This window comes from Bartonella sp. CR127HXZ (assembly GCF_042194555.1).
Lineage (GTDB): Bacteria > Pseudomonadota > Alphaproteobacteria > Rhizobiales > Rhizobiaceae > Bartonella > Bartonella grahamii.
Genome location: NZ_JBHIMZ010000005.1, coordinates 71421 through 93598 on the forward strand (window position 1 = coordinate 71421; position 22178 = coordinate 93598).

Below are 22178 nucleotides of genomic sequence, written 5' to 3' on the forward strand. Positions count from 1 at the left end.
CGCGGAGATCATCCTTGTGGCAGTGCTCGTAATTTGGAATAGATTTTATGAACAAAGATGCAGATAAAAATCTCACAGCTGTTGAAGCAGAAAGTGAATTAGAGTGGTTGGCAAAAGAGATTGCACGTCATGATGTTCTTTATAATCGTGATGATCAGCCTGAAATTTCCGATGCAGAATATGATGCTTTGCGCCGCCGTAATGCAGAAATTGAAGCTCTTTTTCCAGAGCTTATTCGTGTTGATTCTCCTTCACATAAAATTGGGGCACCAATTTCTGAAAAGTTTGAAAAATCTGTTCATGCACAGCCAATGCTTTCACTGGATAATGCGTTTAGCTCTGAAGATGTTACTGAATTTGTTGAGCGTATTCGTCGTTTTTTACGGCTTCCAGAAACACAGGTGTTGGAAATAACAGCGGAGCCAAAAATTGATGGTTTATCTTTGTCTTTACGCTATGAAAAGGGGCGGCTTGTGGGGGCGGCAACGCGTGGGGATGGAACTGTCGGTGAAAATGTGACGGCAAATGCCCGAACCATTGCTGATATTCCACAAGTTTTGCAAGGTGATTTTCCTGATATAATTGAGGTGCGTGGAGAAGTTTATATGGGGCGGGAGGATTTCCAAGCACTTAATATCAGCCAACAAGAGAAGGGCAAGTTAACCTTTGCCAATCCTCGAAATGCGGCAGCTGGTTCACTCCGTCAGCTTGATTCACGGATAACCGCTAGCAGAAAGCTTCAATTTTTTGCTTATGCTTGTGGTGAGGTGAGTGAAATATTGGCAGAAAGTCAAATGGAGATGATGAAAAAGCTAAAAGAATATGGCTTTGTTATCAATCCATTAACAAAAGCCTTTAAGACGTTAGAAGAAATTATTTCTTATTATCACGATATCGAAGAATGCCGTCATTCTTTAAGCTATGATATTGATGGGATTGTTTATAAGGTTAATGATTTGATGCTCCAAAAGCGCTTGGGGTTTGTTTCTCGTTCGCCGCGTTGGGCAATCGCGCATAAATTTCCAGCAGAAAAAGCGATAGCGCTTTTGAAAGATATTGACATTCAAGTTGGTCGCACGGGAGCTTTGACACCTGTTGCACGTCTTACACCTATTACTGTTGGTGGAGTCGTGGTGACCAATGCTAGTTTGCATAATGAGGATTATATTAAGGGAATTGGTCATAAAGGAGAGCCTATTCGTGAAGGACGTGACATCCGTGTAGGCGATAGCGTGATTGTACAACGTGCTGGTGATGTGATCCCTCAAGTTATTGATGTTATTATTGAAAAACGCCCGAAAGATGCTTCTGTCTTTATTTTTCCTCATTTGTGTCCAGCTTGTGGGAGTCATGCTGTTCGTGAAGTGGGAGAAGCCGTGCGTCGCTGTACAGGGGGGCTTATTTGTCCTGCACAGGCGATTGAGCGTATTCGTCATTTTGTTGCGCGTAATGCTTTTGATATTGAGGGCTTGGGTAAAAAACAGGTAGAGTTTTTTTTCTATGCTCAAGATGAAGCGCTTTGTATTCATACACCAGCCGATATTTTTACTTTAGAACGTCGCCAAGAAAAATCTTTGATACGTTTAGAAAATATAGAAGGTTTTGGTACTGTTTCAGTTCGCAAATTGTATGATGCCATTAATGCACGTCGCGAAATTCCTTTAAGCCGTTTTTTGTTTGCATTGGGGATTCGTCATGTTGGAGAGGTGAATGCACGCCGCCTTGCGCGTACTTATAAAAATTATACAGCTTTTGAAACTGCGGCTATGGGAGCACTTATGCCATGTGATAAGGCAAATGAAAAAGGCAATGAAGCTTGGATGGAGCTTACCAATATCGAAGGAATTGGACCACAGGTAGGGAGCGCAATTGTTGATTTTTATCAAGAAGCGCATAATCGTGAGGTTTTGTCTGTTTTACTTGAAGAAGTAACACCTCTTGATGAAGAGCCTATCACGACAGCTTCTTCCCCAATAGCGGAGAAGACAATTGTTTTTACAGGAACTTTGGCGCATATGTCACGCGATGAAGCAAAAGCATTGGCAGAGCGATTAGGGGCCAAAACATCTGGTTCACTTTCTAAAAAAACAGATCTTCTTGTTGCAGGACCTGGAGCGGGCTCCAAATTGGCTAAAGCTGAAGAATTAGGTGTTGAGGTTATCGATGAAGAGACTTGGCTACAGTTGATTGAGGAACATGATGTTTAGAGGGCGTTTTCTAGAAGATGCGTATGCTGTTTGTATGGTTATCTCTCTTACATTTTGGGGGGCTGGAATCAAAAAGGGGATAATAGGGGTTGTTTTTTTTGCAAAAATAGAGCGCCATATATTTTGATATTTATTAAGTGATTAAAAAACGTTGAATTTAAATATTAAACTTAAACTCTTATGATTAAGAATATACAAGGTTATTATTAGTAAAAGATATACGGTATCACTGTGAATCAAGGTAAAAATTGTAACTAAATATGCAGAATTTTTGAATTTAAACAGTGTAATGAGCTGGTTATAATAGGCGTTTTAGAAATGAGACGCGGAGGATTACAAAATATAATGAAAATTTCTATACAGCAGAATAAGGCTATAACTCATGTGAAGATGGTAGAGGATAGTTGATAAGCATTATCTGTTATAAGTATATCCCGTTCTGTTTCAGTTTGGGAAGAGCTTTTATCCTATCGGTAAAAAAACTTGAAGTATTTTATAGAAGCATTTTTTGTGATTGCTGATGGTAAATATGCATTTCCCTCTTTAAAAGAGAAGGGTGTGGTGTTTTTATAAGAAGCGTTAGAAGATATTTGTGTTGCCTCATTTAAAGGGGTAGTGTTGCCTCTTTTGCCCATTTTTTATCTTCTTCATTTAAGTAAGGTGCATTCATCTGATAAACGCGCGCATGGTAATCATTGAGCCATTGCCGTTCTTCTTGTGTCAAAAGCTCTGGGAGAATGAGTTTTCGATCAATAGGGCAAAGTGTAAGCGTCTCAAACGAAAGCATTTCTATATCCCCGCCATCAATTTTTTGTGCTGGCTTTACAATTATCAAATTTTCAAGACGGATACCAAAAGCACCTTCGCGATAATATCCTGGTTCGTTTGAAAGAATCATACCGGAGATGAGTTCTTGGCATCCTTTGCGGGAAATATTTTGTGGTCCTTCATGAACAGAAAGATAAGACCCGACACCATGACCGGTGCCATGAGCATAATCAAAACCAGCCTTCCACAATGCAATGCGCGCTAGAATATCAATGTCTTGTCCGCGGGTTCCTTTTGGAAAGTAAGCAGTTGAAAGAGCAATCATACCTTTGAGGACAAGCGTGAAACAGCGTTTTTCTTCTTCTCCAATATTCCCAATTGCTACTGTACGTGTGATATCTGTCGTTCCATCACGATATTGTCCGCCTGAATCAACAAGATAAAGTTCACCCGCATTGAGTTGTTTATTTGTTTGTGTTGTTACACGATAATGAATAATGGCGCCATTTTCTCCTGCTGCTGAAATTGTATCAAAAGAAAGATCTTTAAGTTCTTCTCCCATTTCTTTTGCTGTATTTATGCGAAATTCTTCTAATTTTTGCGCAGCAGAAATTTCACTTATTGACCCTGGTATTTGTTTATCTAACCAGGAAAAAAAACGGGTTAGGGCAACACCATCGCGTAGATGCGCTTTGCGTGCGCCATTGAGTTCTGTGTCATTTTTAATGGCACGTGGTAGAGCGGCAGGATCGGTAAGTGTGATGAAAGAGCTATTTTTTTCTTCAATAACAGTTCGTAATTTTTCGCATGTTAGCTGTGGATCTAAGGCAAACACTGTCCCTTTTTGAACATACTCTTTGATCTTTGGAATAAGCTGTTCTGGTTCATATAATTTTGCATAACGTTCCAGATATTGTTTCTGTTCTACACCAAGTTTTTTGCTGTTAATGAATAAGGCTGGTGTTTCTTGGATGGGAATGAAAGCAAAACAAAGGGAAAAAGGTGCGTTGGAAACATCGTTGCCACGTATATTGAATGTCCATGCAATGGAGGAAGGGTCTGTAAAAATAAAAGCATTTGCATGAGTTTTCTGTATATCTTTGTAAATCAAAGCGAGTTTTTCATCCGTATTGCACCCAGCATATTTGAGAGGGTGAATTGATAGGGCAGCTTGTGGCAATGATGGCTGATCATGCCAAAGCAGATCAATGGGATTGGAGTGAATTGCTACAAGTTTTCCACCTTCTTTCATTTCTAATGCGTTTCTCAATGCATCGGTGGCAGTGATGGTGTGGAGCCATGGATCAAAGCCAATAGAAAGTTTTTGAGCATTTTTTTCAAGCCATTGTGAGGGAGGGCAAGTTATGAGATCTTCATAATCAAAAATATTAGGATCAGTTTGTTGGCGAACTTGGAGCTTATATCGTCCGTCTGTAAATATGATGGCTTTGTTTTTTAAAATCAGTGCAATCCCAGCTGATCCAGTAAAGCCGGTTAGCCAGCTAAGGCGTTGAGCATGGGGAGGGACATACTCTCCTTGATGTTCATCGCACCGCGGAACAAGAAAACCATCGAGACCAAGGCGGTCAAACTCTTTACGCAGAGAGGCAATGCGTTCTAGAGCATGGGCTGGATTTGTTGTCGCCTCAAAAGATTGATACATAATGACGTCCTTTTCTTTTACTTTATTTCAGATGTATCGTAACCCATCCTTGACGGTGGTATGTTTCAATGTGTTTCAGCCCTTGTTTTACATAAGCCTTTAAAACATCTGCATGTTGTTCTTCAAGAACTCCAGAGAGTATCAGTGATCCACCTTTTTGGAGTGCCTTTACCATTTCTTGTGCAAGTGCGATAAGAGGATTGGCAAGGATATTGGCAACAATAAGATCAAAGGGAGCACGTGAAGCAATTTCATCATGGGCAAAATCTGTTGCTGTGACAGCTGTGATATATTTTTTTACGCCATTGAGCTGGATATTGTGTTGTGTAACTTGAATAGCGATTGGATCAATATCAGATGCAAGTATAGCAATAGGTTTGAGCATTGCGATGCCGATGGCGAGTACCCCACTGCCGGTACCAAGATCAAGTGCATTTTGGGGATTTTCATGTTCCATCACTTTGGCAATCATTTCTAAACAACCAGCTGTTGTTCCATGATGTCCGGTGCCAAAAGCTTGATTTGCTTCAATTTCAATAGGAAGAACATTGGCTGGAATGGCGTTTCGGTTGTGACTTCCATGAAGAAAAAAAGGACCGGCTTGCACAGGTTTTAGTCCTTCTAGGCTTTTTTGTACCCAATCAATGTTGGGTAAAATTTCACTGTTAATTTTATTAGGATCTATAGAAAGGATTTGGGCAAAACGTTTCGAAATATGCTCGTAGTTTTCTTGGTCTACATAGAGTGAAAGTTCATATACAGCATTTTGTTCATCTATCTCTGTAAGAGCAAGAGGATAACCTTCTTCGTCAAAGGCTGTGTCTATAAGGGTATAGAACCGTTCTGCTTCATTTTTAGAAGCAGTATAATAGAGGCGAATTTGTTGCGACATGCTGTTCTTTCTTTTGATCGGCTTTTTTTAGTTTAAGATGAGTTTTTTTAACCGTTCAATGGCGATTTCATCTTTTAATTCGCTATCGCTTTCTTTCGTGTCATAACGGATAACGCCAGCTAATTTTCCACCTTTTTTGAGTAAAAAAATTGCTGCTGTATGGTTATATGTATAGTTTCCATCTGTTCCAGGGACTTTTTCAGCAACGATGTTAAAGGAATTGACCATTTTATGAACTTTATCAGGATCTCCACTGATACCCATGATTTTATTGTTAAAATTACTGAGATATTCATGGAGCACTTCTGGTGTATCACGTTCAGGGTCAACAGTAACAAACCATATGCCTAATTTATCGGCATTGGGTCCAAGGGCTGTAAGCCATCGATCAAGATTCATCAATGTCGTAGGGCAGATTTCAGGACACATAGTGAAACCGAAAAAAACTATTGAAGGCTTGCTTCGAATATCAGCCTCAGTGATATTTTTTCCATTAGAATCAGTGAGTGTAAAATTATCACCTAAAGGCTTATTTGTCAGCGCATCATAAATAAAAATACCTGCAAGAAATATGATTGTCAGCCCCAAGATGCGTATTACATTTTTCATAGTTTGACTCTCTTAGATAGATCAAGAAATTGTAACATCGGCAGGTTTGTTTTGCAATCTCTGTTTCATGGTTGATTTTATTGGCTTGATTGGTATGTCTTTCCATATCTATTGATGAAACATTGGTGAGGGATGCATGAATATTGAGAACGATCTTCGATTTCATGAAAGTGAGCCTCGTATCCATACGACAGCACGGCTGCATGGTTGTAAATTAGGGCGCTATGTGGAAATTAATGAGCGGGTGATTTTACGGGATGTAACCGTTGGAGATTTTTCTTATTTAGAACGTAATAGTGAGGCTATTTATAGCGATATTGGGCGTTTTTGTTCTATTGCATCTCATGTACGGATGAATGCGTTGGAGCATCCTATGGAGCGCGTTTCAACGCATAAAATAACCTATCGTCCAAACGAATATTTTCGTTATATGGCTCTTGATCGTTCTTTTCGCGAAAGGCGTTGTGCAAAACGTGTTATTATTGGGCATGATGTGTGGATTGGATATGGCGCGGTTATTATGCCTGGGGTGACAGTTGGACATGGAGCAATTATTGGTGCTAACGCTGTTATAACGAAAGATGTTATGCCTTATGCGGTTGTCGCTGGTGTTCCTGCTAAACGGTTGCGGATGCGTTTTCCCAATCATGTCATAGAATGCCTTTTGGAGATGGCTTGGTGGGATTGGTCGCTTGATAAAATTTACGATGCATTGCCTGATATGCAAAATTTACCCATTGAAGTTTTTGTTCGCAAATGGAAATGATAATCAGAATAAACAAAATGGTCTCTTGCAAAAACTGATCGTGGTTTGCTTTTAGTTAAGCTTTGTTGACAAAATTATCCAGTACACGCTTTTCTCCGGCTTTTTCAAACATTATTGTCAATTTATGATCGTCTATTGCTGTAATATGACCATAACCAAATTTTATGTGAAAAATCCGATCATTGATGGAAAAATCTGATGATGCATGAGAGATTGATTGAGCGATAATTTTCCCTTCAATCGTCTTGTTTTTTTGTGCATGCTTTTGTCTTGCTGTTGCATAGCCAGTATAACAGGAATCGTGATTTTGAAAGGAAGATTTTCCATAACCACCATAAGATGTTTCCATTGCTATGGCTTCTATATGTTCTGCTGGTAATTCATCTAGAAAGCGGGAGGGAAGAGTAGATTGCCAAAGTCCATGAATTCTACGATTAGATACAAACCATATATGCAGGTGTTTTTTTGCTCTTGTGAGTCCAACATAAGCAAGACGCCGTTCTTCTTCTAATCCTGAACGTCCACCTTCATCTAATGAGCGCTGATGGGGAAAAAGTCCTTCTTCCCAGCCAGGAAGAAAAACTGTTTCAAATTCAAGTCCTTTGGCTGAATGAAGTGTCATGATGTTGACTGCATCGGTATTTTCATTGTTTTCAGCATCCATAACGAGTGCAACATGTTCCAAAAAACTTTGAAGATTTTCAAATTGTTCCATGGAACGGATCATTTCTTTAAGATTTTCTAGTCGTGTAGGAGCCTCTGGTGAGCGATCTTCTAACCACATGGTTGTATAACCAGAATCATCAAGGATAATCTCGGCAAGTTCTTTATGAGGAGTATCTTGAAGCATATTTTGCCAGCGGCGGAAGTTTTCAATAAGGCTTCGTAACGCACTGCGTGCCTTAGGCTTTAACTCATCTGTTTCAATGATGTCAGCGGCTGCAGAAAAGAGAGGAACAGCACGTGCTCGCGCACTCTCATAAAGAATGCGCAGGGTTGCATCGCCTATGCCGCGTTTCGGTGTATTAATAACACGCTCAAAAGCTAAATCATCAGCAGGTTGGACAACAACGCGTAAATAAGCCATAGCATCACGTATTTCCATTCGTTCATAAAAACGGGGACCACCAATGACGCGGTAGTTAAGACCAAGCGTTACAAAGCGATCTTCAAATTCACGCATTTGGAATGATGCACGCACCAATATAGCCATATGATTTAATGCATGACCTGTTTGGTGTGCTTGTTCAATTTCTTCTCCGATGGCACGGGCCTCTTCTTGCGAATCCCATGCTGAATGAATTTTTACTTTTTCTTCCTCACTCTTTATTTGTGCAGAAAAAAGGACTTTGCCCAGTCTTTCTTCATTATGAGCAATGAGATGGGAGGCGGTTTTAAGAATATGGGATGTTGAGCGATAATTACGTTCTAGACGAATAATTTTGGCAGAAGGAAAATCTTTTTCAAAACGTAATATATTCTCGACTTTTGCACCACGCCATCCATAAATGGATTGATCATCATCGCCAACACAACAAAGATTAACATGTTGACCTTGGGGATGTTGTGCCAAAAGGCGAAGCCAAAGATATTGTGCTGTATTTGTATCTTGGTATTCATCGACAAGAATATAGCGAAATTGAGAATGGTATTCGCGAAGAATATCTGGATTATGTTGGAAGATAGAGATAGAATGAAGCAGAAGATCACCAAAATCACAAGCATTAAGATCTTTTAATCGATTTTGATAACTGTGATAAAGTTTGCGTCCCATGCCGTTGCCAAAGGAATGAGCATCACTTTTTGAGATATGTTCTGGTGAAAGTCCTTGATTTTTCCAAGAATCAATCATCATGGCAAGGTTTCGTGCGGGCCAACGCTTATCGTCTAGTCCCTCAGCTTGAATAAGCTGTTTTAAAAGTCGAAGAACATCATCGCTATCGAGAATTGTAAAGTTTCTTTTTAAACCAACAAGCTCTGCGTGACGGCGTAAAATTTTAGCACCAGTGGAGTGAAAAGTTCCAAGCCAAGGCATACCTTCAACAACTCCTCCAATAAGTTCACCAATACGTATTTTCATTTCACGTGCTGCTTTGTTGGTGAAAGTAACAGCAAGTATTTGCTGAGGAGAGGCAAGCCCAGAGCGTAAAATATGAGAAATACGGGTTGTTAAAACGCGCGTTTTTCCTGTACCAGCACCTGCAAGAACTAAAAGAGGTCCCTCAGTATTCATAACAGCTTGTTGCTGTTCTGGATTGAGTTGTTTTAAATAGTCTGTGTTATATGATTTTTGTTCTTTTAGAGTATGGGAGGAAAAACCAGAGCTCTTTTTATCATGGTCTGGAGGGGAATCTTCTTCAAAGAAAGGTATGTTGTGATCAGAAAAATTACTCATTATATCTCTTTTGTAGTCTTTTTTTCATTGAAGTTCTAGATTAAAAAAACTTCTCTAAAAAAAGTCACAACAGCTTCAGTTGAATAAACAAAAAGAGAACGTAAAAAAATAAGCATAAACATTAAAGGCGTTGGGTGAGAACGCTTTGAAGGGCATAAACGCGTAAAGAAGCCGAAAGATTGACTTGTTGTGGTCTTTTGCTATCAATATCAGTGATAATAAAGGCTAAAGATTGTCCTTTTTTGCGGGCTATATCTTTTAGAATATCTAAAAATGGCGGTTCTAAAGAGACGCTTGTTGCGTGCCCATCAACGCGAACAGATATTTTTCGTGGAATGACTTTTGACCAATCGATAGAATTATTTTCGTGCATTTTTCCACCTTTATTCGTCGTTTCGTAAACGATTTTGATCAAGAAATTTTTGCGTTTTTAAAGATTTTTGTTGCTCAAAAATTTTTTCAGTTTTTGTTCGTCCAAAACGATAACGATTTTGCTCAGCACGAAGAGATTTTTCTGTACGTTTTTTTTGTTTTCGAAATTGGCGAAGATTAATCAATTCAGTCATGAGAAAAATTATTTTTTCCGAAAAGAATCTAAAGAGACAACATCAGCACTTTGTTTTGTATCGTTATTTGAAGATTCTTTATTTGTACTGAAATTTTGTTCTTTTGTAAGCGTATTTTCTTTTTTTTGTGTGTTTGATAAGGTAATGGGCGTAGTTGAGGTATTTTCTGAATTTTCACTTTCTCCAGAGGTAAGATTTGAGGGTAGATCAAATGCTGCTTCAAATGCTGCTACAGGATCATAAAAGACCTGAATGGAAGTAAAAGGAATTACGAGCTTTTCGGTTATTTCCCTGAAGGAGAGGGTTACTTCGAAAGCTGTTTCTGAAACACTGAGATCTCTAAACTGATGTTGTAAGACGATTGTCATTTGCTCAGGATAGCGATTTTTTAGCCGAGGAGAAATTTTAACACCTGGGGTATTCGTCAAAAAAGTTATAAAAAAATGATGATTTCCCGGAAGACCTGCTTTGCTAACTTCCGATAAAACTTTACGGATAACTCCACGAAGCGCATCCTGAACGAGAATATCGTAACGGATTTGATCTTTAACCATCGAAGTTTATTCCTTTTATTTCACGTAGCAGAATGGAGCGTATTGATAATGGGGCGTATTGATATTGTGTGATAGAATATATTTTAAAATTAGCAGTATTTTGTCTACGATGCACCTCAATAAATCGAATAAAAACGAAACTCTATGGTGAATAATGTCTGATAATGTCTGAAAGATCAATCAATAACATTTAAAAAAGTGAAGGCTTCTGTTGCCAGGTGCCTCCGAACCCCGCTTAAACCTGCGACGGTTTAAGACTTAAATTGAAACATTCGCACTGCATTAAGCAGCGAGACGTGCTTCCGCATAGTTGTCATTTGCAACTACTCATTTAGTCCGATAACGGTGGTACTATGCCGAGTAAAAGAGCAATCTTTACGCCCTTGTCGATCCTATTTCGCCCCCACCAAAATATAACTTTGGTCTCTTATATTTTGGTGGAGGCGCCGGGTACTGCCCCCGGGTCCAATGAGTTTATTTCATTGTCCATTTATTACCATAGCTGGTAAACCAGCTCCTTAAATATAGATGAAGAACAGTCTTAGGAAAAGGGGGGGTTGTTAATATTTTTAATCCTCTAATTATTTATGGAGCTATATGATGCGGCTGTAAAGTATAGGCCGCTCATTTTTGGAGAGGAGATGATGCAAAATGACCAATAATCTAGCAGATATTAAACTATATGATTCAAACCCCGATGAAGCAGCAGTAGAACGGCTTAGCCGTCGTTTAGCTTTGGTGATGAAAAAGCAGGATGCAGCGCTTGTTGCTACATCGGATCCAAAAGAGTTAGAACGCGTTGAAAAATGGGTTCAAGATGTATTAGGCGCGGATGAGCAGAGGGCTAAAATGGCTGTGTCAAAAGTTGCAGAAATGATGTCTGGAGATCGCAGAAAAAGTCGTATGACTTTCTATTATTTGGTAGCCAAACAATTAAACGCACTTGATAAAATTTAAACAATTTTAAAATTCAATTTTGCTCAATAAAAAAAGCCCAAAATTCTTTGGGCTTTTTTGTTTAGCATCGAAGGTTTAATCGGTTTCGTTTTCTTGAAGATATCCTCCTTTGCTCATATCCGGTATAAAGAGGGTGGCAATGAATGCAATGATCATTACGCCGATTACGTAAAAATAAAACAGTGATTCATGTCCTATATTTTTTAATCCAAGTGCTACGTATTCGGCAGAACCACCAAATAATGCATTGCCAATAGCATGAGAGAGACCAACTCCCAGTGCTCGTACTGAAGAGGGAAACATTGCTGATTTTACGACACCAGAGATGGATGTATACATGCTCATAATACAGAGTATTCCAATAATGGCTGATAGCGCAATCCATGGATTATGTGCGTGACCGATTATAAGAAGTCCAGGAATTGTAAAGAGAGTAGAGAGTGCACTCCAAAGGATAAGTAAAGTTCTTGTCCCAATTTTATCAGCTAGGATACCAAATATGGGTTGGAGTAATATGAAAATAAAGAGTGCCGCGGTCATTACAGTTGTAGCGGTATGTTTATCAAAACCGGTAGTTGTGATCAGATATTTCTGCATATAAGTCGTACAAGTGTAAAATGTGAGAGATCCTCCAGAGGCGAAGAGAACAATCACAAAAAATGCTTTTGTGTGTTTGCTTAGAAGCTCTTTAAGACTCCCAGTGTGTTTTTGAGAGCGGCTTTCTTTGGTGGTTGTTTCATGAAGTGAACGACGTAGATAAAGTACGACGAATGCTCCCAATCCACCAATAGCAAATGGAATACGCCAGCCCCATGTTCTTAATTGGTCTTCCGTTAGATAAAGTGCCAGAATAAATATAATAAAACTGGCTAAAAGTTGACCAGTAATAAGCGTACCAGATTGGAAAGAAGCGAAGAGACCGCGGTGTTTTTTAAGGGAAACTTCGCTTATATAAGTTGCAGCTGTACCATATTCACCACCTGCTGAAAGTCCCTGCATCATACGGATTAGGAGAAGAAGAATTGCTGCAGTTCTCCCTAAAGTTTCATAAGTGGGAAGTATGGCAATGAGAAAAGAGCCCCCACACATCATAAGAATAGATATGAGCATCGAGTTTTTTCGTCCATAACGATCAGCAATAAAGCCAAAAAGCCAACTTCCAATTGGGCGCATAAGAAAACCAATAAAGAAGATTCCTGCAGTTTTAAAAAATTGGGTAACAACATCGCCATCTGAAGGGAAAAATTGTGGTGCAAAGTAAATAGAAGCAAATGAGTAAACGTAAAAATCATACCACTCTACTAGATTCCCTGATGCGCTAGATATGATAGCGAAGATACGTTTTCTTGTATCATGTTGTACTAAAGTTGTTTCATTTTTCATGAAGTGCTCCCCTTTTAAATTTATAGTTGATATTTTCTAACCATAATTGTTTATGATTTCCAGAAAAATTCAATTGTATAAATGATTATTTTTATGAAAAATATTTAAAATAAAATACTTTTGCAATTTTAAATTATTTATTATATAGTATAAATAGTTTTATTAATTAATATAAATAATAAAAATCGTTTTAATAAATTTATAATTAAATATAATATTATTCTTTATAAGAATTAAGTAAGTTTTTATTATATTTAAATACCTTTAAGTTCATGAAAATTTGTTAAATGTAAATTACATCAATAGATTTATACATTTTTTGTAATTTAAATATTTTGTAAAATGCTGTTTTATTCTTTTATTAAATAATTTTATTCATAGCATTAACTCTGTTTCTGAGTTGCAAGAGGTATCGTTATGAGGACGAGATATAAAAGGGTAGAAATGAAAAAATCTTATGGTATTTGGGTTTCTCAATTGAGATACAAAATGATAAACAACCATTACAAATCAATACGTTATGGAAGTAATATCTGTATGTCATAGAAAATATTCGATGACTTTCCATTATTGAGAGTAAGATAATGAAATGGGTTTCATAAATAAAAATTAAGTTATTTGTGTAAATAATGATAAAAAAAGCCCATTTTCTTGGGCTTTTTTTCCGAAAAATAAGTTTAATGAAGTTTATCGTCTTTATCGAGATATCCTCCTTTATCTATATCGGGCATAAGGAGAATAGAGATGAGTGCAATGACCATCATACCAACTATGTAAAAAAAGAAAACAGATTCGTATCCCATATTTTTTAATCCAAGCGCTACATATTCAGCAGAACCGCCAAATAGTGCATTCCCAATGGCAAAAGCAAATCCAACACCAATTGCGCGGATTGAGGCTGGGAACAATTCTGCTTTTATGATACCAGCAATGGACGTATAAAAACTCATAACACAGAGTATTCCAATGATGATTAAGAGTGCTGCCCATGCATTATGGGCATTCCCAATCATTTTAAGTACAGGAATGGTGCAGATAATGGATAAGGTACTCCAACTAATGAGTGAAGCTCTTGCTCCAATTTTATCGGCTATGAAACCAAAAAGGGGTTGGAGTAGCACAAAAATAAAGAGGGCGGCAGTCATTATCGTTGTTGCGGTTTGTTTATCAAAACCCGTGGTTGTGATCAGATATTTTTGCATATAAGTGGTGTATGTATAAAATGTGAGTGATCCACCAGCTGTAAAGCCAACAACCAAAAAGAAAGCTTTTTTATGATTGCGAAAAAGTTCTCTAAGACTACCAGCATGTTGTTCAGAGCGGCTTTTGTGGGTTGTTGTTTCATGGAGCAAACTACGCAGATAAATTGCAACAATTGCTCCAAAGCCACCAATGACAAAAGGAATACGCCAGCCCCATGCTTTTAACTGATCTTCAGTAAGGTAAAGGGATAAAATAAATATTATAAAACTTGCGAGAAGTTGACCTGTGATCGTTGTTGCATATTGAAAAGAAGCAAAGAGACCACGACGATTTTTTGGTGCAACTTCGCTCATATAAGTTGCTGCTGTACCATATTCACCGCCAACGGAAAGTCCTTGAAACATGCGGACTAAAAGGAGGAGAAATGCTGCTGTTATTCCCAAGGTTTTATAAGTGGGAAGTATGGCAATGAGAAAAGAGCCCCCACACATCATAAAAACAGAAATAAGCATTGAGCGTTTACGTCCATAACGATCCGCAATGAATCCAAAGAGCCATGCTCCAATTGGACGCATAAGAAAGCCAATAAAAAAGATTCCTGCAGTTTTTAACAGTTGTGTAACGATATCTTCATCTTCAGGAAAAAATTGTGATGCAAAATAAACCGATGCAAAGGAGTAAGCATAAAAGTCGTACCATTCTACTAGATTCCCTGATGCACTGGATATGATAGCGAAGATACGTTTCCTTGTATCATGTGGATCTAAAGTTGTTTGATTATTCATGAAGTATTCCCCTTTTAGATCGATAACTTTTCTTCTCTTTAAGGTTGTTTACAGTTTAAGCCATAAAAATTCAATTATATTGCGATGTTTCTTAAAAAAAAGGGGGGGGAAACAGCTTATTTTTATGATGTTTGCAGTTTTTTTTGTCATAGAACAAAACGGTGCTCATATTTATAGGAAGGTATGTTTTGATTTTTATTGTATCTTTAACGGTATCATTGATTATTCAGATCAGAAAGGGGTGTTGAGAGAGGATTGATTGGTGATAATAGATGCGGTTTAATTTCCATTATTAGACAAATAAGGAAACGATGTTTTGCTTATTTTTGATAAAGAAAAGAGGACCTTAATTAAAACAGATCTGATGTTTTTAAAGCTAAGTATACTGGATTTATTGGGATCATGAAAAATATACGGTTATGATGTGGGATAATTTATTCATCATGGTTTATATCAAAGAAGAGGATACCGCTTCTTTATGATACGAGAGATGTTTATGCTATGAAAGGCGTGTCTATAATAAGTTGTAAATATTGATTTTACAGTATTATCATAATCAAGAAGCCCGAAAAATCGGGATTCTTGATTTAGTTTAGAAAATTTAATGGATACTATCACCTTGAAGATAACCCTCTTTCCGGGCATCGGGCATTAAGAGAACAGAAATGAATGCAATAATCATCATGCCAGTTATATAAAAATAGAAGACAGATTCATATCCAAGATCTTTTAATCCAAGCGCGACATATTCAGCAGAACCGCCAAACAGTGCGTTGGCAATAGCATAAGAGAGCCCAACTCCTATTGCTCGTACTGAAGCGGGAAACATTTCTGATTTTACAATGCCAGAGATGGACGTGTAAAAGCTCATAATGCAGAGCATTCCAATAATGACTGATAAAGCAATCCATGTATTATCAGTACTACCAATCACATTAAGTCCAGGAATGGTAAAGATAATGGATAAGACACTCCAAATAAGGAGTGAAGTTCTTGTTCCAATTTTATCAGCCATAAAACCAAATGCAGGTTGAAGTAACATGAAAACAAAGAGTGCAGCAGTCATCACAGTTGTGGCTGTATGTTTATCAAAGCCGGTGGTTGTAATCAGATATTTCTGCATGTAAGTCGTATAGGTGTAGAATGTGAGCGATCCTCCAGCGGTAAAGCCGATAACTAGAAAAAAAGCTTTTCGGTGGTTGCTTAGAAGTCCTCTAATACTACCAGCTTGTGCACTAGAACGACTTTCTTTGGTCGTTGTCTCATGGAGCGTGCGGCGTAGATAAATCGCAACAATTGCTCCTAGTCCACCAATGGCAAATGGAATACGCCAACCCCATGCTTTTAGCTGATCTTCAGTGAGATAAAGCGCTAAAATGAATATAACAAGACTGGCTAGAAGCTGACCACCAATCAGTGTGGTGTATTGGAAAGAGCTAAAAAATCCTCGGCGATTTTTGAGGGCGATTTCGCTCATATAAGTTGCTGTTGTACCATATTCACCACCGACAGAAAGTCCCTGAAGCATTCTGAGTAAAAGTAAAAGAATTCCTGCTGCTACTCCAATGGTTTCATAGGTAGGAAGTAGGGCGATTAAGAACGAACCACCACACATCATAAAAACAGAGATAAGCATTGAGCGTTTGCGTCCGTAACGATCGGCAATGAAGCCAAAAAGCCATCCGCCGATTGGGCGCATAAGAAAACCAATAGCAAAGACACCAGCAGCCATTAAAAGTTGCGTAACGACATTGCCTTCTGAGGGAAAAAATTGTGATGCAAAGTAAATGGATGTAAAGGAATAAACATAAAAGTCATACCATTCTACTAGATTACCTGATGCACTGGACACGATAGCCCAGATACGTTTTCTTGTATCATGTGGTGCTAAAGTTGGTTCATTCTCCATAAATTTATCCCTTTTATGATCATACCTAACTTGTTTCTTTTAAAATTTATTTACGATTTGATTCATCAAAATGCAATCGTATAATAATGATTTCCTATAAAAGATGTTTGGGAGGAGGATTTTTTTGAATTGTATTTTTATAAATTTTGAAGTTTATATTTTCTGTAACGTTAAGAATCAACCATAATATTTATATGAAAATCTATCTTGATCTTTTATCGCATGTTTTAAATAACGGCATTGATCGTACAGATCGAACCGGTGTGGGGACACGATCAATTTTTGGGTATCAAATGCGGTTTGATTTGCAGGCTGGCTTTCCTCTGTTAACAACGAAGAAATTGCATTTGCGCTCGATCATTTATGAGCTTTTGTGGTTTTTGAGAGGTGATACAAATATTGCATGGTTGAAGGAACATGGTGTGTCAATTTGGGATGAGTGGGCTGATGAGAAAGGGAACCTTGGTCCTATTTATGGTTATCAGTGGCGCTCTTGGCCTGCTCCCGATGGACGGCATATTGATCAAATCAGTCATCTTTTGACGATGATTAAAGAAACGCCTGATTCTCGTCGCTTAATTGTATCTGCTTGGAACCCCGCACTGATAGAGGAGATGGCTTTGCCTCCTTGTCATTGTTTTTTTCAATTTTATGTTGCTGATGGGAAGCTATCCTGTCAGCTTTATCAGCGTTCAGCAGATATTTTCTTAGGTGTTCCGTTTAATATTGCTTCGTATGCGTTGTTGACGATGATGATTGCCCAAGTAAGTGGACTTAAAGCAGGAGACTTTATTCATACTCTGGGTGACGCTCATCTTTATTCTAACCATTTTGAACAGGCAAGATACCAGTTGTCTCGTATACCAAATGCTTTGCCGTTGATGCTTATAAATTCAGTGGTAACAGATCTTTTTTCTTTTAAATTTGAGGATTTTGAATTGCTTAATTATGAAGCGCAGCCACATATTAAGGCACCGGTAGCAGTATGACTTTTCCAGTTTGTTTAATTGCAGCTGTTGCAGAAAATGGTGTTATAGGTCGTGAAGGTGCGATGCCTTGGCATTTATCCACGGATTTGCAACGCTTTAAAGCTTTGACTTTTGGTAACCCCATTATTATGGGGCGAAAAACATGGGATTCTCTTGGGCGTCCTTTACTAGGGCGTACAAATATTGTTATTACCCGTAATTGTGTATTCACGGCTGAAGGCGCTGTTATTGCTCATTCTTTGTCGCAAGCCTGTTCGATTGCAAAAAGTGTGGCTTCTCAAAATGGTGCAGATGCAGTTTTTATTATTGGGGGTGGTGAAATTTTTCAACAAGGGTTGCATATGGCTGATAAAATATTCCTTACAGAAGTTTTAGCTTCTATAGAAGGTGATAGTTTTTTTCCTGTTTTTGATAAAGAAAAATGGACTATTGTAGAAACACAAGATATTCCAAAAGGAGAAAAAGATAGTCATCCGACACGTTTTGTGGTTTATGAACGAAAATAATCATAAGTGAAAAGAACCTGTCAGTTGTATTGTAATGAGATAAGATAATCCCTATAAGATCCAATTGAATGGTTGGTATTTGAATGAATGGTAGTCAGTTAAAGAGGTGATAATGCCCTGGACAAATCAAAATGGTGGTGGCCCGTGGAGTGGCGATAAAAACAAGAACAGTGGTGACAAAAAAACATCGACTAAGAATCTTTTTGGTTCTGGTGGCAATAATGGGGGCGGAAATGGTCCCAATTTTGATGATATTTTGCGTAAAGGGAAGGATCAGTTTAAACAATTTAGTAGAGGGGGAATTGTTGTTTTGTTCCTTCTGCTTGCTGTGTGTTTTTTGCTCTATCAATCACTTTATATCGTCCAACAAAATGAGCAAGCAGTGGAATTGCGTTTTGGTGTGCCTAAGGCGGGAATTATCGGGGATGGATTGCATTTTCACTTTTGGCCAATTGAGACCTATATGAAAGTGCCTTTAACTGAAAAAACAATTGCAATTGGTGGACAGACTGGACAGAGACAACAAAGTGAAGGTTTGATGCTGTCTAGTGATCAAAATATTGTTAATGTCAATTTTTCTGTTTACTATCGCATTTCACATCCAGGACAATTTTTATTCAATGTGAATGATCAAGAAGGGACAGTTCGTCAGGTTGCTGAAAGTGCAATGCGCGAGGTTATTGGTTCCAGACCTGTTGATGATGTTTTACGCGATAAAAAAGAGGAAGTTGCTAACGATGTGCGAAAGATTACCCAGTTGACTGTCGATAAATATCAACTCGGTGTCGAAATAAGCCGTGTATCGATTAGTGAAGCTGCTCCTCCGACAAAGGTTGCTGCTGCGTTTAATTCTGTTCAGCAGGCAGAGCAGGAACGTGGACGAATGATTGAAGAAGGAAATCGTGTGCGTTTTACGAAGATTGGTTTAGCAAATGGTGAAGCTTCACGTACACGGGAAATCGCAAAAGGTGAAAAAGCACAAATGGTTGAAGAGGCACGCGGGCGTGCTGAACGTTTTCAGGCTATAGCCCGTGAGGCGGCAATATCACCAGAGGCTGCGCGTTATCGTCTTTATATGGAAACGATGGGGCGTATTTTCTCTTCACCAAATAAATTGGTTCTTGATCAAATTAATTCTCCAGCAGTGCCTTATCTTCCTTTGAACGAATTGCTGGGTAACAATTTATCAGAAAAAGCAAAAGCGAAATCAGCACGTTCGACATCGCTCTTGGATGCTCATATTTCTGGAGGACGCTAATAATGCAGCAGTCTCGTTTTTTGTTTATTTTTAGTACCATAATGTTTCTTTTGATCATTTTGTGGATGTCACTTTTTATTGTCTATCCTCGTCAACAAGTGGCAATTAAGCGTTTTGGTCAAATCGTTAAGGTCGAGTCTAATCCTGGAATTTATTCGAAAATGCCCTTTGTGGATAAGATGATTGTGGTGGATAATCGCTTGTTGCGTTATGATGTTCCTACGCAATCGGTACAAGTTCGTGGGGGTGCTTATTACGAAGTGGATGCGTTCTTTATTTATCGTATTACGGATCCTAAATTGTTTTTACAGCGTATTGCTTCAGGGCGTCCGCAAATTGCGGCACGTGAAAATCTTGCACCACGGTTTATTGACGCTTTGCGTGCTGTTTATGGTAAGCGAGAATTTAAAGCTGCCTTATCGGATGAACGAGGCGCAATGATGGCTGAGGTGCAACGGCAATTTTCTATAGATGCAGGTTCGCTGGGTATTACGATTGTTGATGTGCGTATTCGAAAAACCGATTTAACGGATGCTGTTTCAGAAGATGTTTATCGACAAATGGCTGCTGAACGGGAGGCTGTTGCGGAAAATATCCGGGCTCGTGGTCAACAAGAACGAGATCGTATTGTGGCAGAAGCAAATCGTGAATATGAGGAAATTGTGGCAGCCGCAAAGCGTGATGCTGAAATTACTCGCGGTGAAGGACAAGCCGAAAGTATTCGCATTTTATTAAATGCGCGGGAAGCTAATCCATCTTTTTACGATTTTTGGTTAGCGATGGAACAGTATAAGAATTTAGAAAGAGTTTCGATGGTCATTTCACCAAATGAGGATTTCTTTTTTTATTTTCAAAATCCCCTGCAAGTAAAGAAAAAGCTTTCATCAACAATGAGTCCTAGTTTGAGCAAAACTGATTCAAAGTCTGGTGGAGAATAGATGTATACTATTTCATATGAGAAGTATGCTCTATAGCTGCTTTTTTATGATGCATGTAAGAGAGTGTTAAGCCATACTGATTTTGCATAATAAGTTGAGTAAGGCTCTTTGCAGCTTTGGTTAAAGGCATGTCATGGATAGAAGTATCGTGAGTAGAAATACGTTTTTGAAGTCTTTTATCACAAGAGTTGTTTTGTGTGTGATTTTGTTTTTATCAGGATCAGTGAATTTGTCTTGGGGCGCAGAGACAAACAAGACATTGCTTTCTGTTCCTGATTTAGCTTCTGAGCTTTTGGAGACGGTTGTGAATATTTCTACGGCACAGACTGTTGAAGGAACCGAACAGGATGAAAATACTTCGGTACCCGTTATTCCCAAAGATTCATTGCTGGAGGAATATTTTAATGATTTTTTTACACCCAAAGATGGTCAAAAAAATAGTCAATTTCAAAAGGTGCGTTCTTTGGGGTCTGGTTTTGTGATTGATGCGCAAAAAGGGATTATTGTTACAAATTATCATGTTATTGTTGATGCTGATGATATTGAAGTTAATTTTACAGATGGTACAAAACTCAAGGCGAAGCTTCTTGGCAAGGATAGCAAAACTGATTTGGCACTACTTCAAGTGGATGCGGGACGTAAAAAATTAAAAGCTGTGCGTTTTGGTGACTCAGAAAAAGCACGTATTGGTGACTGGGTTATGGCTATTGGTAATCCTTATGGTTTTGGTGGAAGTGTAACGGTTGGTATTATTTCTGCACGTAACCGTGATCTTAATGCTGGTCCCTATGATAATTTTATTCAAACAGATGCAGCAATTAATCGGGGCAATTCTGGTGGTCCGTTATTTGATAGAAATGGTGAAGTCATTGGCATTAATACAGCAATTGTTTCACCTTCTGGAGGATCTATCGGTATTGGGTTTGCTATTCCATCAGATATGGCCCTTTCTGTTATTAGTCAATTGCGTGATTTTGGAGAAATAAGGCGTGGTTGGTTAGCTATTCGTATTCAGCCGGTGACTGAGGATATTGCAAAAAGTTTAAAATTGGACAATGCGGTAGGAGCATTGGTGGCTGGTAAAATAGAACAGACGGAAGAAAATAATGTAGATAATAGCCAGTTACAAACTGGAGATGTTATTCTTTTCTTTGGCAATGCAAAAATTAAGCATGCACGTGATTTGCCGCGTTTAGTGGCGGAAAGTCCGGAAGGAAAAGTGGTAGATGTTACCGTTTTACGGGATGGACAAGAAAAAACAGTAAAAGTTAAGCTTGGACGTTTGATTGAAACAGATGCAAATGAAGATATAGAAGAAGAAGTTGATGATAAAAAAGATAATGATCTGTCGAAAAGCGTGACAATGCAATTTATGGGAATGACGCTATCTGAATTGACAGAGGATTTGCGTCATCGTTATTCAATTTCAGATAAACTTCGAGGACTAGTGGTAACATCTGTTGCACAAAATAGCGCAGCGGATAAAAAGCGTATTCGCGTTGGTGAAGTCATTATTGATATCAATCAGAGTGCTATCACAACAATCGATGAAGCTAAAAAACGGATTCATAAATTACGTGAAGCCGGACGCAAAAATGCTCTATTCATCGTAGCGCGTCCAGATGGAGAGTTACGGTTCGTAACGCTTCTAATGGATTGATACCCCAATAGATTGAGGCTTAAAAATTAATTTTTTGTTTTTTATCAGCCTTGGTATATGGGCTATTTTGTAGCTCAGCCATGTGATGTTCAATATTTTTCAAGCTCATTTCACGACAAAGAGCATGGATTGTATAACATAAAATCCGTTGGGCAGTTCTATTTTTGCAT

18 protein-coding genes and 1 other RNA gene are annotated in these 22178 nt (G+C 38.4%); 8 read left to right on the top strand and 11 right to left on the bottom strand.

The features are described from left to right. The first annotated feature begins 47 nt into the window (after window positions 1-47). Window positions 48-2207 (top strand): NAD-dependent DNA ligase LigA, encoded by a 2160-nt coding sequence (ligA, locus tag ACFIKY_RS04305; RefSeq protein ID WP_375636170.1) that lies wholly within the window; start codon window positions 48-50, stop codon window positions 2205-2207. Between the two features lie 604 nt (window positions 2208-2811). Here ligA and ACFIKY_RS04310 read toward each other — a convergent pair. From ACFIKY_RS04310 to ACFIKY_RS04320, 3 genes are read right to left on the bottom strand one after another with little or no spacing between them, the layout of a single operon-like run. Beyond that, the gene (locus ACFIKY_RS04310; protein ID WP_375653031.1) at window positions 2812-4638 is read right to left on the bottom strand and encodes an aminopeptidase P family protein; all 1827 of its coding nucleotides are present in this window, start codon (window positions 4636-4638) and stop codon (window positions 2812-2814) included. A 22-nt stretch (window positions 4639-4660) separates the two neighbouring features. After that, on the bottom strand, window positions 4661-5530 hold the full coding sequence (locus ACFIKY_RS04315) for a 50S ribosomal protein L11 methyltransferase (RefSeq protein WP_375644776.1): 870 nt from the start codon (window positions 5528-5530) through the stop codon (window positions 4661-4663). A 27-nt stretch (window positions 5531-5557) separates the two neighbouring features. After that, complete coding sequence (locus ACFIKY_RS04320) at window positions 5558-6139, bottom strand: SCO family protein (protein ID WP_015856628.1); 582 nt, start codon at window positions 6137-6139, stop codon at window positions 5558-5560. 136 nt (window positions 6140-6275) lie between these two features. On the opposite strand from ACFIKY_RS04320, the gene ACFIKY_RS04325 reads away from it, so the two are divergent. Next, on the top strand, window positions 6276-6905 hold the full coding sequence (locus ACFIKY_RS04325; RefSeq protein ID WP_375636173.1) for a DapH/DapD/GlmU-related protein: 630 nt from the start codon (window positions 6276-6278) through the stop codon (window positions 6903-6905). Between the two features lie 55 nt (window positions 6906-6960). On the opposite strand, the gene ACFIKY_RS04330 is transcribed toward ACFIKY_RS04325, so the two are convergent. The 5 genes from ACFIKY_RS04330 to ssrA all read right to left on the bottom strand — a co-directional run bounded on the left by ACFIKY_RS04330 (window position 6961) and on the right by ssrA (window position 10974). Then, entirely contained in the window at window positions 6961-9300 is a 2340-nt protein-coding gene (locus ACFIKY_RS04330) for an ATP-dependent helicase (RefSeq protein ID WP_375661449.1), read from the bottom strand. A gap of 121 nt (window positions 9301-9421) precedes the next feature. Further along, window positions 9422-9673: a ribbon-helix-helix domain-containing protein gene (locus tag ACFIKY_RS04335; protein ID WP_273788067.1), complete on the bottom strand. Its 252-nt coding sequence runs from the start codon at window positions 9671-9673 to the stop codon at window positions 9422-9424. A gap of 10 nt (window positions 9674-9683) precedes the next feature. Next, window positions 9684-9866, bottom strand: coding sequence for a DUF4169 family protein (locus ACFIKY_RS04340; RefSeq protein WP_375647248.1), 183 nt, complete (start codon window positions 9864-9866; stop codon window positions 9684-9686). 8 nt (window positions 9867-9874) lie between these two features. Beyond that, window positions 9875-10420, bottom strand: a complete 546-nt coding sequence (locus ACFIKY_RS04345; RefSeq protein WP_375661451.1) for an SspB family protein — start codon at window positions 10418-10420, stop codon at window positions 9875-9877. A 197-nt stretch (window positions 10421-10617) separates the two neighbouring features. Then, window positions 10618-10974: a transfer-messenger RNA gene (gene ssrA / locus ACFIKY_RS04350) on the bottom strand. A gap of 97 nt (window positions 10975-11071) precedes the next feature. Here ssrA and ACFIKY_RS04355 point away from each other — a divergent pair. Beyond that, window positions 11072-11377 carry a DUF2853 family protein gene (locus tag ACFIKY_RS04355; protein ID WP_015856622.1) on the top strand — a complete coding sequence of 102 codons (306 nt, stop codon included), beginning with the start codon at window positions 11072-11074 and terminating at the stop codon, window positions 11375-11377. A gap of 75 nt (window positions 11378-11452) precedes the next feature. On the opposite strand, the gene ACFIKY_RS04360 is transcribed toward ACFIKY_RS04355, so the two are convergent. From ACFIKY_RS04360 to ACFIKY_RS04370, 3 genes are all read right to left on the bottom strand, one after another. Then, a complete protein-coding gene (locus tag ACFIKY_RS04360; RefSeq protein ID WP_375644774.1) occupies window positions 11453-12760 on the bottom strand; it encodes an MFS family transporter in 1308 nt (435 codons plus the stop codon). 677 nt (window positions 12761-13437) lie between these two features. Continuing rightward, window positions 13438-14748, bottom strand: a complete 1311-nt coding sequence (locus tag ACFIKY_RS04365; protein WP_375656160.1) for an MFS family transporter — start codon at window positions 14746-14748, stop codon at window positions 13438-13440. 601 nt (window positions 14749-15349) lie between these two features. After that, window positions 15350-16657: an MFS family transporter gene (locus tag ACFIKY_RS04370; protein WP_375636179.1), complete on the bottom strand. Its 1308-nt coding sequence runs from the start codon at window positions 16655-16657 to the stop codon at window positions 15350-15352. A 194-nt stretch (window positions 16658-16851) separates the two neighbouring features. On the opposite strand from ACFIKY_RS04370, the gene ACFIKY_RS04375 reads away from it, so the two are divergent. The 5 genes from ACFIKY_RS04375 (at window position 16852) to ACFIKY_RS04395 (ending at window position 22008) form a co-directional block, all read left to right on the top strand. Continuing rightward, a complete protein-coding gene (locus ACFIKY_RS04375) occupies window positions 16852-17646 on the top strand; it encodes a thymidylate synthase (protein WP_375661453.1) in 795 nt (264 codons plus the stop codon). Continuing rightward, window positions 17643-18152: a dihydrofolate reductase gene (locus ACFIKY_RS04380; protein WP_375636180.1), complete on the top strand. Its 510-nt coding sequence runs from the start codon at window positions 17643-17645 to the stop codon at window positions 18150-18152. Before ACFIKY_RS04375 ends, ACFIKY_RS04380 begins: the two co-directional genes overlap by 4 nt. A 112-nt stretch (window positions 18153-18264) precedes the next feature. After that, the gene (hflK, locus tag ACFIKY_RS04385) at window positions 18265-19410 is read left to right on the top strand and encodes an FtsH protease activity modulator HflK (RefSeq protein ID WP_375636181.1); all 1146 of its coding nucleotides are present in this window, start codon (window positions 18265-18267) and stop codon (window positions 19408-19410) included. A 2-nt stretch (window positions 19411-19412) separates the two neighbouring features. Next, the gene (gene hflC, locus ACFIKY_RS04390) at window positions 19413-20348 is read left to right on the top strand and encodes a protease modulator HflC (RefSeq protein ID WP_375636182.1); all 936 of its coding nucleotides are present in this window, start codon (window positions 19413-19415) and stop codon (window positions 20346-20348) included. A 133-nt stretch (window positions 20349-20481) separates the two neighbouring features. After that, window positions 20482-22008 (top strand): Do family serine endopeptidase, encoded by a 1527-nt coding sequence (locus ACFIKY_RS04395; protein WP_375636183.1) that lies wholly within the window; start codon window positions 20482-20484, stop codon window positions 22006-22008. The last annotated feature ends 170 nt before the right edge of the window (window positions 22009-22178 follow it).